Annotated in this window: 17 protein-coding genes; 7 read left to right on the forward strand and 10 right to left on the reverse strand. The window is 40.5% G+C overall.

The window, feature by feature from the left end; genetic code table 11:
• Positions 1-29: 29 nt before the first annotated feature.
• From E0H89_RS02740 to E0H89_RS02765, 6 genes are all read right to left on the reverse strand, one after another.
• Positions 30-290: a DUF2789 family protein gene (locus tag E0H89_RS02740; protein WP_131214306.1), complete on the reverse strand. Its 261-nt coding sequence runs from the start codon at positions 288-290 to the stop codon at positions 30-32.
• A gap of 118 nt (positions 291-408) precedes the next feature.
• Positions 409-657 (reverse strand): DUF2789 family protein, encoded by a 249-nt coding sequence (locus tag E0H89_RS02745; RefSeq protein WP_131214307.1) that lies wholly within the window; start codon positions 655-657, stop codon positions 409-411.
• 146 nt (positions 658-803) lie between these two features.
• Positions 804-1,061: a DUF2789 family protein gene (locus E0H89_RS02750; protein ID WP_131214308.1), complete on the reverse strand. Its 258-nt coding sequence runs from the start codon at positions 1,059-1,061 to the stop codon at positions 804-806.
• A gap of 167 nt (positions 1,062-1,228) precedes the next feature.
• On the reverse strand, positions 1,229-2,215 hold the full coding sequence (locus tag E0H89_RS02755) for a malate dehydrogenase (RefSeq protein WP_131214309.1): 987 nt from the start codon (positions 2,213-2,215) through the stop codon (positions 1,229-1,231).
• A 169-nt stretch (positions 2,216-2,384) separates the two neighbouring features.
• Entirely contained in the window at positions 2,385-3,041 is a 657-nt protein-coding gene (locus E0H89_RS02760; protein ID WP_131214310.1) for a ribonuclease T2 family protein, read from the reverse strand.
• A gap of 33 nt (positions 3,042-3,074) precedes the next feature.
• Positions 3,075-4,994 (reverse strand): lytic transglycosylase domain-containing protein, encoded by a 1,920-nt coding sequence (locus E0H89_RS02765; RefSeq protein WP_165494008.1) that lies wholly within the window; start codon positions 4,992-4,994, stop codon positions 3,075-3,077.
• Positions 4,995-5,402: 408 nt separating this feature from the next.
• On the opposite strand from E0H89_RS02765, the gene miaB reads away from it, so the two are divergent.
• From miaB to E0H89_RS02785, 4 genes are all read left to right on the forward strand, one after another.
• Positions 5,403-6,857, forward strand: coding sequence for a tRNA (N6-isopentenyl adenosine(37)-C2)-methylthiotransferase MiaB (miaB, locus tag E0H89_RS02770; protein WP_131214312.1), 1,455 nt, complete (start codon positions 5,403-5,405; stop codon positions 6,855-6,857).
• 39 nt (positions 6,858-6,896) lie between these two features.
• Complete coding sequence (locus E0H89_RS02775) at positions 6,897-7,970, forward strand: PhoH family protein (protein WP_131214313.1); 1,074 nt, start codon at positions 6,897-6,899, stop codon at positions 7,968-7,970.
• A gap of 20 nt (positions 7,971-7,990) precedes the next feature.
• Entirely contained in the window at positions 7,991-8,473 is a 483-nt protein-coding gene (gene ybeY, locus E0H89_RS02780; protein ID WP_131214314.1) for an rRNA maturation RNase YbeY, read from the forward strand.
• Positions 8,474-8,825: 352 nt separating this feature from the next.
• A complete protein-coding gene (locus tag E0H89_RS02785; RefSeq protein WP_131214315.1) occupies positions 8,826-9,221 on the forward strand; it encodes a hypothetical protein in 396 nt (131 codons plus the stop codon).
• A 27-nt stretch (positions 9,222-9,248) separates the two neighbouring features.
• Here E0H89_RS02785 and E0H89_RS02790 read toward each other — a convergent pair whose 3' ends face one another.
• The gene (locus tag E0H89_RS02790; protein ID WP_131214316.1) at positions 9,249-10,127 is read right to left on the reverse strand and encodes an energy transducer TonB; all 879 of its coding nucleotides are present in this window, start codon (positions 10,125-10,127) and stop codon (positions 9,249-9,251) included.
• A 238-nt stretch (positions 10,128-10,365) separates the two neighbouring features.
• Between E0H89_RS02790 and E0H89_RS02795 the strand changes: the two genes are divergently transcribed.
• The 3 genes from E0H89_RS02795 (at position 10,366) to E0H89_RS02805 (ending at position 12,597) form a co-directional block, all read left to right on the forward strand.
• The gene (locus E0H89_RS02795) at positions 10,366-11,046 is read left to right on the forward strand and encodes a hypothetical protein (RefSeq protein WP_131214317.1); all 681 of its coding nucleotides are present in this window, start codon (positions 10,366-10,368) and stop codon (positions 11,044-11,046) included.
• Positions 11,047-11,216: 170 nt separating this feature from the next.
• Positions 11,217-11,930 carry a DUF3108 domain-containing protein gene (locus E0H89_RS02800; RefSeq protein ID WP_131214318.1) on the forward strand — a complete coding sequence of 238 codons (714 nt, stop codon included), beginning with the start codon at positions 11,217-11,219 and terminating at the stop codon, positions 11,928-11,930.
• 91 nt (positions 11,931-12,021) lie between these two features.
• A complete protein-coding gene (locus E0H89_RS02805; RefSeq protein ID WP_131214319.1) occupies positions 12,022-12,597 on the forward strand; it encodes a xanthine phosphoribosyltransferase in 576 nt (191 codons plus the stop codon).
• 325 nt (positions 12,598-12,922) lie between these two features.
• Here the strand turns inward: E0H89_RS02805 and E0H89_RS02810 are convergent, their stop codons facing one another.
• The 3 genes from E0H89_RS02810 to E0H89_RS16635 form a co-directional block, all read right to left on the reverse strand.
• Positions 12,923-13,534 (reverse strand): hypothetical protein, encoded by a 612-nt coding sequence (locus E0H89_RS02810; RefSeq protein WP_131214320.1) that lies wholly within the window; start codon positions 13,532-13,534, stop codon positions 12,923-12,925.
• A gap of 86 nt (positions 13,535-13,620) precedes the next feature.
• On the reverse strand, positions 13,621-14,829 hold the full coding sequence (locus E0H89_RS02815; protein WP_131214321.1) for a CsgG/HfaB family protein: 1,209 nt from the start codon (positions 14,827-14,829) through the stop codon (positions 13,621-13,623).
• On the reverse strand, positions 14,823-15,203 hold the full coding sequence (locus tag E0H89_RS16635) for a hypothetical protein (protein WP_131214322.1): 381 nt from the start codon (positions 15,201-15,203) through the stop codon (positions 14,823-14,825). Before E0H89_RS16635 ends, E0H89_RS02815 begins: the two co-directional genes overlap by 7 nt.
• Between the last annotated feature and the right edge of the window lie 209 nt (positions 15,204-15,412).

Here is a 15,412-nt window from a genome sequence, read left to right on the forward strand (position 1 = left end):
GTATACTTCTTAAAAAATATATTCCAACTTTAAGCCATTTGTAATTTGTTGGCATTCATATGCAATTGCTGATTAAGCTCGTCAATCCACATCACCCATTCATCAGCATCTTCAACCAGATAACGGATCAGAAATTCACGCTGAGACTTATTCCAGAAAGATGCATCATGTAAATTTTGGTTTGAAGGTAATTGATGCGTACGTATAAAAAGCTCAATGGCTGCAGGGCTATTGGCCAATCCCAACTGCGAAAACAATAATTCTAAGGATGGTTTATTACTCATCATCATTAAAAACTCCTTATTCGTTAAATTGTCATTTATTATTCAATTAACTTATAAGAAATATTCGAACAATAATAGGCCTCACTCTAATTATGTTGTTTCAATTTGTGATTAAAAAATCATCTTATTTATGAGGCTGAGAATCACTATGCAATTGCTCGTTTAAGATATCTACCACGATTGCCCAGTCATCATCTTTTTTCCAATGACTGATAATGAAATCATGCTGTGCCGGCGTCCAGAATGGAGCGTGATGCAAAGGAATATCCATAGTCAATTGATGAGTTTCTATAAACTGATCAATGGCTTCCGGGCTTGCGTCGAGACCCAATTGGCTAAACAAGAGTTCTAGTGTGGGTTGCTGATCAAACATGCTGTTCTCCTCGGTAACTTGTATGATTATCTCACTATCAAGTTATAAGAGTTGCGGCACAAAGCCCAGCTTTCACTTAGTGCTTGTTGTATATTTTTGTAGCAAAAAATCAGCCCCCCTGTTGAGGGGCCTAATCCATTTAAAATTTATTGTGGAGAAAGCTTGTCACTTTCCATATGCAAGAGCTGATTAAGTTCATCAATAATGACAATCCATTCATCATCTTGGTGCCAATGCTCACGTAAAAAAGCACTTTGACCCTCGCTCCAGAAGCTTGCATCTGGCAAAATCACTTCAGAAGGTAACTGATGGTTTTTAACAAACTGTTCAATCGCAGCTTTATCTGCAGACAAACCCAATTGTTCAAATAATAATTCTAATGTCGGTTGTTGCGTGAGTATCATGCGATTATCTCCTGCTGTTATGAAATGATCTTTATAACTTAACAAATGTAGGAAAAATTAGAATTACGGAGGTATGTCTTCTTGTTACCTTTTGTTATGAAGTATTTGTATTTTATAAAAAAAGCACTCCAGTGGAGTGCTTTTTAACTTAATCTTTGAAGATTAAATTATTTAAGCATGTCAGCAATTGCTGCGCGCTCTTCTTCAAGCTCGTTCAACGTAACGTTGATACGTTCACGGCTGAATTCATCGATTTCAAGACCTTGAACGATTTTGTATTCACCGTTTTCAGTGGTTACAGGGAAACCGAACATTACGCCTTCAGGAATACCATAAGAACCGTCTGAAGGGATACCCATAGTTACCCATTCGCCGTTAGTGCCAAGAGCCCAATCGCGCATATGGTCAATTGCAGCATTTGCAGCAGAAGCAGCAGAAGACAAGCCACGTGCTTCGATGATCGCAGCACCACGTTTACCAACAGTCGGAAGGAATGTGTTTGCATTCCATTCTTGGTCGTTGATCATGTCTTTAACGCTTTCACCGTTGATAGTTGCAAAACGGTAGTCAGCATACATGGTTGGAGAGTGGTTACCCCAAACTGTAAGGTTTTTAATATCTTTAACCGCTTTGCCAGTTTTAGCAGCAATTTGAGATGCTGCACGGTTGTGGTCAAGACGTAACATTGCAGTGAAGTTTTTCGCTGGAAGATCTGGAGCAGAGTTCATTGCGATGTAAGCATTCGTGTTTGCAGGGTTACCTACAACAAGTACTTTAACGTCACGGCTAGCAACTTCGTTGAGTGCTTGACCTTGACCGATGAAGATTTCACCGTTCACTTTCAACAAGTCAGCACGTTCCATACCAGGACCACGTGGACGTGAACCAACCAATAACGCATAGTCAGCATCTTTAAATGCAACTTTAGGGTCATCAGTACCGATCATGTCTTCTAAAAGAGGGAATGCGCAGTCTTGAAGTTCCATCATCACGCCTTTAAGCGCTTGTTGAGCTTTCTCAAAAGGAACTTCTAACAATTGTAAAATAACCGGTTGATCTTTACCTAGCATCTCGCCGCTTGCGATACGGAATAGTAAGCTATAACCAATTTGACCTGCAGCACCAGTAACGGCAACACGAACGGCTTGCTTCATCTAATTATCTCCAATTGAGGATAGTCAATGCGATTAAATAGTTAGTCCATTTAATCTAATAATCATAAACGCCAAAGATTGTACTCCAATCATTGGCCTGATGCATGCAAAAGAGATAGAACTTCAACAAAAGTCTGATAGGAAATACAAATAAAATGTGACAAAAAACTTAGTAAGAACCTTTTATAGTAAAGGAGTTTGGACAGTTAGTTTCAACTGTTGTTGAACACTGTTTGTACTGTCCATTCGGTTTATAACAAAGTTTGACCTCTGTAAGAGTAGGTGTTCCATTCAGCGCTGCACAATTAAATCTAATTGCACTTACCGGTAAAGTCGGATTTAAACGCAAGAACTGTAAGCGGAGATTACTCATATGCATGCTCCGATTCTCAGGACTGGTGAGTTCCGAAGGTATTTTCAAGCGTTCTGCATAATTAATGATGGTACGAAAATATTGACTTGCATTCATTGGCACACAACCGCCAATCGCTTGCCAAAGTTGGACGCGGGCATTTTCATCCGGCATGACCCGTGCCACCACTTTCGCTTGCAAAGGTGATAAAGCTGCTGAAGCTGCCGTTTTGCACTCTGTTTCTGAGGTTTCGGGCAATAAACCTGAAATATTAAGCGCATAGCCTTCTAAACATTTTCGTTTTTTTGATTTTTGAGTATCTAACATACACACGGCAGGTGTCATTTGCACCACCATTACATACCCTTGCACTGGCGCTGCAAAAATTTGAGATGAATAGAGCCCCAGTCCTGCACCACTCATTACGAATAGTGTCAATCTTGCTAAAACTGGTGTGTAGTCAAAAACTATCATTAATAAGTTAGACCCCATCAACAAAATTAAAATTTAAGGATTTATTCTCAATGGAATGATATTCATTCTTTTTTCAATTGATTGTGCGCCTTGTCCAAGCAATACCCCATAATGAGTTGCATTGGTCATGACATGTTTTACATAGTCACGAGTCTCAGTCAATGGAATGCTTTCAGTGTATTGGTCCGCAGCAATAGGCTGAGAATCGGGTTGCCAACGACGCGCGCGGTTTGGACCGGCGTTATAACCTGCTGTGGCTAAAACTGGACTATTGCTCAATTGGCTCTGAATCATGGACAAGTAAAAAGTGCCATAACGAATATTGGTATTCATATCCGTCAAGGCAGCCGGATTATAGGTTTCACCCATTTGCCGTGCCACCAGTTTTGCGGTATCCGGCATAATTTGCATCAGACCGCCTGCGCCTACATGTGAACGTGCACCTGTATTAAAACGGCTTTCTTGGCGCATCAGCCCATAGGCCCAAGCAGGATCGATCCCGGCATTGCGGCTATGACTCACCACATAATTCTGGTGCGGCATAGCATAACGATAAGAATAATTGTGTTTATTTTCAGTCCGATCTGCTGCATAAATTGCCCGGTCATACCAGCCCATATCGGTTGCGCGTTTCGCTGCAGCAAGCAATAAACCATCATCATGTTTTAAATAGGCTTGACGAACCGCCCAGTTCCACTCGCGGTTAATGTAATTTTCAGGTGCATTGACACGGCGTAACGCAAAAGCACGACTAAAATGAATGTCTTGGCTTAAACGTTGCACATCACTATTGGAAGGTTGAACATTATTCGGAATATTATTATAACGCTGACCCAGCTTGTCTTTGGCCAATAAGTTATGATAATCATCACCTTGCGCTAATTTTTTAAAAATTTCCTGTGCAGTACGTTTAGAACCGGCATCTCCACGCTGTTCTGATGCGCGTGCCAGCCAGTATTGCCAGCGATCTTCCTGTTTTTGCGTCACGCTCATGGCATCAATGGCACGAATCAAACTTTCCCAGCTACTGAAACGAATCGCTTGACGCGCATAAATTTCTGCTTCTTCTGAACTGAACGGCAGTCCATAACTGGCATCCAGATAATTCAGCACTTCACGGTTAAAGTTATTTTTCATCACCGTGGTACCGCCAATATAACCCACAGCCCGGTATAACGCTTTTTGCACTTGGACTGGTGTGCCTTGGGCCGCCTTCTGTACTGAAGCTATTGCAGTATTTAGGTCACTATCTGCTAAACGTCCCATCGCATAAATCAAATAGGCATGCTCAGCTGTGGATGACTTTGGTGCAGACCACAAATAATTTAAGGGATTGGCTTGAATTTGATTAAGTTGCGCTAGCGATAAACTCACACCCAAGGTCTGTGCTGTAGCCAAAGCCTGACCCGATTGACCGGCACGCAGCTGTCCCCATAGACGTTGCTGTCTATCCTGCTCGGTCATAAGTGGACTGGAAAGCATCATGCGTCCCAAACCGGTACAGGATTCGGGTTGGGTATTGGTGGTCAGCCAGACATCTTTATATTCAGCAAAGACCAGCGGATCACCTGATTTGGCGCGAACTTGGGCCACGGCACAACTTTCAGCCTGATCGGGATTGGTGACATACTGCAAAACCGGTTGCGCTGGGGCGAAATCGGCTTGTTTTACTTTTTCTTCGACATAATCTGCTGCCAGTTTTTCGGCCATGGCGGATTGCGGATAACGCTGGGCGAAGTTCACAATATTACTGGAAGGTTGTGCAGATAAATTGGTATTTAGAGACCAATATTCAGGATAATAGCCGAGCACATCATTTTGCATTGAGGCTTGATATTGTTGTAATAATCCCACATTTCCAGCATTCGCCGCTTGTAAAGCCGCATTAAAGTCCTCATCTGCGGCATGGGAAATAGAAACGAAACCGGTTGATGCCAAACCTAAAGCAAGCATTTTATAATATTTTTTAATGATTACCTGATTGCACATATGCTTGCCTTCCGTCATTTCATGTTGCCTTGGTCGCATCTCATCATTTTTTAATAGTTTAAATATTATTAAACTACTCTACTGTTCTGTTGTGTAACCTTATGATTAGGCAATATTAATTTTCAATCATTTTTACTACACAAATCAATCTCGTTGTTGGTTTATTTATCTGTATAAGTTTAGCTTCAATTCCTGCTAAAATATGCGCCTTTCTTGTATTCAAATTACGATCTTAAAAGATTAAGCCAGCTTTTTCTTCTTCAACAAGTTTCAATTAAGAATTGAAATGAAAAAAGAAAATTTGCTAGCCCTATCCTCAAATAGGGAAAATCTTAAATTGTGATTTGTTCGATTTATCCTTTAGGAGCCTACATGACGGTTCAAACTTTCATTCCAAATAGTGCCCAAGCTGCTTCAGAAAACACTGTTACCCAGCCACAGCACACCCTAGCCGACGGATCAGTGAAAAAACTGTATATCGAAACGCAAGGGTGTCAGATGAATGAGTATGACAGTCATCGTATGGCAGACCTTTTGGGCGACTCACACGGTTATGTGTTAACCACTGATCCGAAACAAGCCGATATTCTGCTGATGAATACCTGCTCGATTCGTGAAAAAGCCCAGGAAAAAGTATTCTCCGAACTTGGTCGCTGGCGCAAACTGAAAGAAAAAAATCCTGATCTGGTGATTGGTGTCGGTGGTTGTGTGGCTTCGCAAGAAGGTGACAACATTCAAAAACGTGCGCCCTATGTCGACATGGTGTTTGGTCCGCAAACTTTGCACCGTTTACCGCAAATGCTGGATCAGCATAGCGATCAGATTGAAAAACCAAAGAAAGATAAAATCAAGCTGGTCGATATTTCTTTTCCGGACATCGAAAAATTCGACTTTTTACCTGAACCGCGCGTTGAAGGTTACAAAGCCTTTGTTTCGATTATGGAAGGCTGTTCAAAATACTGTTCTTTCTGCGTGGTGCCTTATACCCGTGGTGAAGAGGTTTCACGTCCTTTAGATGACGTACTGGCTGAAATTGCAGGTTTAGCTGAAAAAGGCGTGCGTGAAATTTCGCTATTGGGCCAAAACGTCAATGGCTACCGAGGTGAAACTTTCGAAGGCAATATCTGTACATTTGCCGACTTGCTTCGTTTAGTGGCTGAAATTTCGGGAATTGGCCGTTTGCGTTATACCACTTCACACCCGCTTGAGTTTAATGATGACCTGATTCAATGCTACCGTGATCTTCCGCAAATGGTTTCACATCTTCACTTGCCGGTACAAAGTGGTTCCAACGATGTACTGCAAGCTATGAAGCGTAACCACACTATTGATGTCTATATCGAGAAAATTAAAAAGTTACGTGCAGTACGCCCAGATATGCATTTATCTTCTGATTTCATCATTGGCTTCCCGGGTGAAACCGATAAACACTTTGAAGAAACTTATCAATTCATCCAGGATTTAGATTTCGACCATTCGTATAGCTTTATCTATTCAAAACGTCCGGGCACACCCGCTTCAGAACTTCCAGATACCACTCCGGAAGATGTGAAAAAAGAACGTCTTGGCAAAGTACAAAAATGGATCAAGCGTTCAAGCATTGATAAAACAGATGCCATGTTAGGAACCATTCAAAGGGTCTTGATTGAAAAAGTTTCTGACAAGGATCCAAACCTGCTGGTAGGTACTGCCGATAACACCCGTTATGTATCTTTCATTGGTGATCCTGCTTGGGTCGGGCGTTTTGCAGAAATCGAGATTACCGAAATTAAAACTTTGAATTTTGTTTACGGTGAGCTATTGAATCTTGAGCCTGACGTGGCGTAATGTAAGGTGATCGGTTAGACCACTTTATAAGGAATTCTCTTGACTGCAGCGATTCGACGTACAGTAAATTTTCCTGGTGTTTCAATGGAGCGTTTAAAAGGCATGCTGGGTGCTTATAACGGTCACTTGAAACAAATCGAACAACGTTTAGATGTTCAAATTTCTCATCGAGGTGATGCCTTTTACATCGATGGGGATATTGATGCAGTAGAGAGGGCCGAAAGCCTCTTAATGCGTCTGTATGAAGAAACTGAAATTAGCCAGCAAATTAGTGCTGACACGCTGCATCTAATGATCCAGGGTAGCCAGACAGACCGGGAGTTACAAAGTGATCCAGATCAGGAACATACTGGTCTGGATGAGGTTTGGTTACAGACTCGTAAAGGCCGAATTAACCCGCGCGGCGCCAATCAAAAACGCTATGTACAGCGTATTTTGCAAAGCGATATTTCATTTGGTATTGGCCCTGCGGGTACAGGTAAAACCTATCTTGCAGTTGCCGCCGCAGTCGACATGCTGGAACGCAATGAAATACAGCGTATTCTGCTGGTTCGTCCTGCAGTTGAAGCGGGTGAAAAACTCGGCTTCCTACCGGGTGATTTATCTCAGAAAATCGATCCATATTTGCGCCCACTTTACGATGCCCTGTATGAAATGCTGGGCTTTGAAAAAGTGGCCAAACTGATTGAACGTCAGGTGATTGAAGTTGCGCCCCTCGCCTATATGCGTGGTCGTACCCTGAATCATTCTTTCGTTATTTTAGATGAGGCGCAAAATACAACCCCTGAACAGATGAAGATGTTCCTGACCCGTTTAGGGTTTGGTTCACGCGCAGTGATTACCGGTGACGTGACTCAGGTCGATTTACCGCGTGGTCAGCAATCAGGTTTATCGCACGCTTTACGTGTGATTGATAAAATTCCGGAAATTCACATTACCCGTTTCCACTCTCGTGATGTGGTGCGTCATCAACTGGTACAAAAAATTGTCGAAGCCTATGAAGGTTGGGACAGTGAACAACAGCGTTTAAGTGCTGAAGCTCGGGCAGAACGCAAAGCTCGTCAGGAAGCCTTGATCGCTGAAAATGATGCTGCTGCCGATGCACAGCAGTAAGCTTTAAATAAGGATTCATTTTGAAACTTAGTCTTTCCCTACAACAGGACTTTCAAGCCGCTGAATTGGTCTTGAAACGTGCCTACATTAAAAAAGTTGTAGAAACAGCTTTACGTTATATCGGCACACAAAGTAATTGCGAAATCGGCATTGCCTGTGTCGATAATGACCAAAGTCATAAGCTTAATCTTGAATACCGCAAAAAAGACAAACCCACCAATGTATTGTCTTTCCCAAGTGATATTCCAGATGAAATGGCTGAATATTTAGATGCTTTTCCGCTTGGCGATTTAGTGATTTGTATTCCTGTGGTTTTACAAGAAGCGATCGATCAGCAAAAAACACCTATTGAACATTTCACCCATATGTTGGTCCATGGCACATTACATTTAATGGGTTATGACCATGAAACATCTGAGCAAGATGCCGAGGAAATGGAAGCTTTAGAAATTGAAATCCTGAAAAAACTCGGTTTTGATAACCCTTATACCGAGAAAGACTAGAATCTGACAGTTTAAAAGCGAGCGTAATGCTCGCTTTTTTATACTCCATATTGGGGCTTCACCTCATCCTAGCCCTTTCCTTAAAGGAGAGGGAACTTTCAATCTTAATTTAACATCGGTAGTCCCTCCTCCCTGTAGGAGGAGGTTAGGTGGAGGGTAAATCTAATAAAATTTTTATCATTCTCACCCAAGATTTTTTCTAAAAGCATAGAAAAACTCTCTTTTTATTCATGCCTTTTAAACCAGATTCACGATTCTTTGCTTGAAAAGAAACATTACTTCTCTTATAAAAGATCAATCCAAGAAAAATAAAAACACCTTTGAAGACACATTAAAATATAGAGGCACCTTCATGAAAAAAATCCTGACTGCACTCTTCTGCATTTCTTCTTTAGCTTTTAGTTCACCGCTCTATGCCCATAATAAAACTACCTGTAAGCAAGTAAAATTTCAATCTACAGATAGCACGTGGGCAGGACATTATTATTTACAAGGCGTAATGGAAGTGGGTTCAGAACTTTTACTTGAACCCAATGGCAAATTTAAGTGGTATCTTGCCGTCGGTGCATTAGATCAATATGCGGAAGGAACATGGTGGAAAAATGGCAACTGTATTGGTTTAAAAGCCACATCAAAATATGCCAAAAACCTAGAAATATTCCCAACCCATTTAGAAATTCATGACAAAGATTTAACCGTGACTTGGCTCGGCGGACAGCAAGATGGTATTTATCGTCTTGCTGAATAATGACCATGCATCCGTTTTAAATTTGACTTATTTCACTTCAAATTCAGCTTCTGCGGGGTCAAAACGCCAAGTTCGGACAATACGCAGTTCTGAAATATCTTTCATCGCTTGATCAAACACACCAAAAGGTGCGGCTTTACGCACGGAATTTTTTGCAGCTTCATCCAATAGGGCATGTCCGGAACTGTCAATCAGACGAATAGCACGAATCCCGCCGTTTTTATTTAAAATCACCATTAAACGCACCTCCCCAGCCAGGCGTTGCACTTTTGCGGCATCGGGATAATAACGGTTACCGTAAAATTCAACTTTTTGGCGGAATTTTTCCAAATAGGCGGCTGAAATATCTTGTTTGGCCTGAATACCATCTACGGTTTTAATTTTTTGCTGACGGCTAAAATTTTGCTGACGCTGTAAATATTGTGCTTCTAAACTTGCCACCATCGCTGCTTTGGCTTGAAACTGGCTATTCAGCTCTTGCATGGCTTTTTTACGCTGGTTCTGTTCAGCTTCTTTTTTCCAGCTTAAGGTCGTCATTAACACTTTTTCTTCAAAGCTTAATTCACGCTTCTGCTGTAATCGCTCTAAACTTTCTTGCTGTTGCTCACCTGCGCTTTGTTCAAGCATCGGGGCTGGCATATCACTCGACATACGATGCGCTTCACGGAAGGTTCCTGAACCTTGCTGATCTGCCTGTGCAAGAAAATCGGCATTTTCAACTGTAGCTTTACTTGGACGTAAAGTCACCGCAATTTCTTTGACTGCTGCATCACTTTCTTCCGGCATGGCAAATTGCAGGGTCAAAATAATCAAATGCAAGACTGCAGCTAAAATCACCGCGCCTGTGAAAATTGAATCTTTCCACCATACATGCATTAAAGGTGCAAAACTGATTTTCTTAAGCATCACATTAAACCGACAAAAAGTCTGGTCCCCAAACTGCATAAACGCAGTATAAATAAAAACAGTTGCGGCCTTTGAATGAAAAAACGAGAACTCAATCAACAAGCCAACTGTAGACAATTAAAATCATGAAAATGGTGCAATTAATTTTGCTAAACTGCAAGATGGAATATCTGTATTTTTAATACTTTCGACAAAATCTCTCGATGTCTAAGAAAATTAACTTGCTAGGATGCCCCATATGCAAACGCTACTATCCAATATTTCTAAACGTATACGCCAGGTATATCAAAGGGCTGAAGGATTTATTGAAGATGAGCGTGAATTCCCCCTATCTCAAGTTTTTTTGAATGCCACATTTCAGCGCTTTGTCACCGACAATGTTTCCATGCTCAAAGATTTGCATGCTGACTTGCATGAAAACTGGTTACGTTTATATGCAACGCTGGATGTAAAGGGTCTCTATATTACCCTTTCAGTCGACTTAAAACTGGTTCAGATGGAACTCAATAAAGATGTCCAGTTGATTGTATTTGAACAAATTAGTGATACCCAGGTCCTTGAAGCCAAATTCAAAAATATTTTCCAGAAACTCGCGGTAAAATTTGCTCTGTTTTTCTATCAAAAGGTGTTGAATAAAGACCCATTAGGTATGATTCTGGAAAAACTCAATGTCATTAAAGTCAAAGATGATTTACTTTATTTGGACTTAAACCGCTGGCTCGGTAAAAACCGTTCTATTATTGATACTTTGGCAAAAGTCCATGTCAATCATGCCGTTTTACGTGAAGCTGAACTGGTCGTAATGGGCAATGTAAATCTTACCGCATTATTTAAAAAAATGTCGGAACAACCGGTAGAAGACTGGTCAGCTGAAGAAGAACTAGAGGAAACTCAAGTTAGCCCGATCAAGCAGAAATAGCGCATGATTTAAATTGTTTTTGCTAATTAAAGTCTGTATTTTTAACTGGAAAAAAATACATAAATATACAGATTGAACAAAAAAGCGAATTTTATCTTCATAATCAAAGTGCATAATAGCAACCAAGCAAAAAATGCACTTTATTCAAACTTCATAGGAACATTTCACTTATGGCTCACAATGTATTGAAAACGATTGCGCTGGCATCTGGTGTAACCACTACACTGTTGTTGGCTGGTTTCTCAAGCCAAGCATTTGCCATGAGTCCATTCCAGGCAAGTTATCAATTTAGCTATAACGGCAAAAATATGGGCTCGGCAACACGTACTTTAAGCAAGTCGGGGAACAACTGGACCTATGTTTTTGCTGCCAAAGCCGGGGCTATTGCCTCTGCAACTGAAACAAGCCGCTTCAGTTTAAATGGCAACCAAATCCTATCCAGCAGCTTTAGCCGTAGCAGCAAAATTTTGGTGCATAACAACACCATGAGCATTAACTTTAATCCAAATGCTAAAACCATTAACACCAAAAAAGATGATAAGGCTCGCTCTTTTGCCTGGAAATCTGGGGTTTTGGATGAGCTAAATGCGGAACTACAATTGCGTGAAGATTTAAAAACTTCGGGTTTGAAATCCAGTTATGCCATTGCCGATGCCAAAGAAGTTGAATCACGCCGCTTTGTCAAACAAGGTTCAGAAACTGTTAAAACTTCTTACGGTACCTTTGACACCCTTAAGGTCGTGATGAAACATGATAAGCCTAACCGCGATACAATTTTCTGGTTAGCGCCTAAACTTGACTATGCACCAGTGAAGGTTTCTCATCAAGATGGCAAAACATCATACGGTTTGCTATTAACAGGCTATAAAGGCTCAACGAATTAATTGATTTGATCAATTTCGCTTGCATTTTTTGAGAGCCTTTTTAAAATACGCTTTTGCTTGAAAAAGCATCTGCCCTTAGAGGAATTCTCCCGTGCACGCACTAGAACAGAAAATCTTAAGTGAAGGTATCGTTCTATCTGATCAAGTTCTGAAAGTTGATGCTTTCTTGAATCATCAAATTGACCCGGTATTGATGCAGCAAATTGGTAAAGAATTTGCTGCTCGTTTTAAAGATGCAGGGATCACGAAGATCATTACCATCGAAGCTTCTGGTATTGCACCCGCAGTAATGGCAGGTTTAGAACTTGGCGTGCCTGTGATCTTTGCACGTAAATATCAGTCTTTGACTTTAAAAGATGATTTGTACCGCTCTAAAGTTTTCTCTTTTACCAAACAAATTGAAAGCACCATTGCCATTTCAAACAAGCACATTAGCGCTAGTGATAAAGCGTTAGTGATTGATGATTTCTTGGCAAATGGTCAAGCCGCTTTAGGTCTTGCTGATTTAATTCATCAAGCAAAAGCTGAAGTTGTAGGTATTGGTATTGTAATTGAAAAATCTTTCCAGCCTGGTCGCCAGTTGTTACTTGATAAAGGTTACCGTGTTGAGTCTTTGGCACGTATTAAATCTTTAGAGAACGGTGCAGTGGAATTTGTTCGTGACTAAGTGTCGAACTGAATTTTAAAAAGAGTGCTTAGGCGCTCTTTTTTATATTTAATCTTGCCTGTTATTCAGCTTCTGCTTTAGAAATAGATGCAAAAAAATCATAAATTCATTATATTCTTGTTCAATAATCCGAATAAAAATCACTCAACAGTATCCTTTCACATATTGCGTACATCGAACTTCCAGATTAAGTCGCAATATTTAGTAGGTTTATTCTGCTAAAGAATAATATTTAATCAACAATTTTATATTTATTTTGTTTTAGAATACAAAAAGTCTAACTATCCGAAAATAGTTAGACTCTGGATCATATTGAGAGGTGGATTTACTTTACAGTCACTGTAATGCTACCGGTGTTCACAGCACCGATTGCTGAAGTTTTAATACCATCAATATGATTCACTCTTCCGCCTATATTTACAGAGGCATCAATAGCTGCTGAATTAAAAGCTAAATTCGCTGCTGTGTAATTACTCAAGGTTTCAGAGAACTGATCATAAGTGTCGGTATTCAGGCTGGCACTGATAGAACTTTCAAACGCCGATGAACCTTCAGAACGCCATTGTTCTAAAGAACGCTCTGCACTTTTTTCAGCATCAAAAGTTGCCTCTACTGTACCCGTATTCACGGCACTCAGATTGCCTTGTTGCAAGTTAATGCTACCGGTGTTTACTGCACCAATTGCTGAAGTTTCTACTGCGATTTTGTCTCCCACATTATTCAGTGAATTATACCCCCCGTGTACGTTGACTGTTGCATCAACAGTAGCGGTATTAATGGCAAGGTTAAGCGCAGTACCATTTTTAGCATGTTGAGATACAGCCGCCAAGGTAGCGTCTAAACCTGTATCTACAGTGACATGGTTGCCTGGATTTGCCATGGCTGCACTAGACAGGAAGGCAGCAGATAAGGCGATTGTTTTGATAGTCTTTTTCATAGTTATTTTCCCTTTCTAGTTTTGAAGTACTTCTCGCTAAGCACTTCTTTTTATAATGAGAGCGAGCTCATTTTTTATATATTTTTTTAATCACGCTGAGTGCTTGACCAGTAATTTTCTAGCATTGCTGGATTGACATTCCCCAGCGTCGTAGTCTTTTCATCTTCTTTTTCTTTATCGACTTTTTCTTGAGTATCTTTTTCTTTATTCATTTTGCTTGAAGAAGATGAACCCTGTTTCTTGCTAATGTATTTTATCAGGTCCTGTTTGCTCATTTCAGGCTCACCTTCAGGATTCTGAATCAGCTCGGATTCTTTATGCTTAGGCGGCTTTGTATCCTTGCTTGGTGAGTTGGTCGATTTATTTTTCTCATTGGATGTACTTGTATCATGTGAGGACGATTCCAACAGAGACCTACCTGAATTCGCAGTATTTTGTTTCTGGTTTTCCTTATATTTATACAGGGCAACAGAGCTTCGCGTTAATTCTAAGCGGCCAAATTCAGGAGGTATTGCAGTGCGGCAGCTTTCGAATGTTGTGGGCGGAATCACCTGACTGAGCAATTCAAAAGTTGCCAGATTTAACATTTGGCGCAACGCAAAATTTGTTGCCTCTCTCTCTCCTTTTCCGACCTGGATATTCAATAAAGTATGGCCAGCAAATCTACCTGCACTTATGCCGTAATCCTGTGCGGCAATTTGCTTTTGCAGTGAAACATTGGCAACAACTTTACTGCTGCGAGTATCGGTCAGGGATAAATCTAAACCCACCATAATTCGGGTTTGACTATAATTAGGGCCAACACCACCAATTTGCATATCAAAACCGCCACCCGGAATAAAATCCAAACTGTTAATACTGCCTGTCACATAATAATCAGAAGCCTGAATTTGCCTTGGATCACGAATTCCCCACTTGGCTTCGCTTTCTATAATACGAGGGTCACGCCGGTTCAATAAGCTCACCCCAGCCTGAAATAACGCAGACTGCACCATATCTCCAGCACCTTGAGTCACCATTTTGCCACTGCCGCCATTGGTTACCACATCTTTTCCTGTTTGGTCCAAAATTGCTCCAACAGAGAAATTGACGTCATTGCGCAGTTGCCCTTTCAAGCAGGATAGGGCCATATCAAAAGGGGTAAAAATATCGGTAATGGGTGGCCCTTGTACAAGGCTGACAGGCTCCTTGTTTGAAAGAGCCATGCCTGTACATCCTGTCAGAAGGTGGCTAAAAAGGATCGTGATGCTTATAGAAGATATTTTTCTTCTATTCGACCGAGGGAAGTTCAACATAATGATGTTCCCCCAGGTTGAGTACTTAAGTTAGGACATTGCTGATTGTTTTGAGTGGTAGTCGAACTTACAGCTCCGTCATTGGCAGTATCATTTGAAATATCTACACCGTTGTTGGAACCATTGATATTCACATTACTCGTAGATGAGTTAAGCGTGCCTATAGAACTTGTCGATGTGCTGTTTATCGTAGTCTTTCCCAGTCCGGAATAATAATCTGAATCCATGAGTTCAATCAGGTTTGCTTGAACTAAATTCTCACTTGAGCGGCTAGTTGATGCTTTCCAACGCTGACTCCACTCATCAGATGTTGCATAAGTGTTACTCAGAAAACATAAACAAAATAAACCCACATTTATTACTGATATTCTCATGGTGTTTGCCATCCTTTAAAACAAGATGTTTATTTATTTTTCATTTAGTAATGTTAATTATTAATTTTTAATTTCTCTAAGAAAGATTAAATCATATATAAAAAATAAAATGCAAAATTTATTATAATTTATATAGAAATTACTCCCAAAATAAAACACATATATTTGTTTATATTACACTTTTTTATTATTTTATAATTGTAAGAAAT

Origin of the sequence: Acinetobacter sp. ANC 3781 (assembly GCF_004331285.1) — a bacterium.
GTDB lineage: Bacteria > Pseudomonadota > Gammaproteobacteria > Pseudomonadales > Moraxellaceae > Acinetobacter.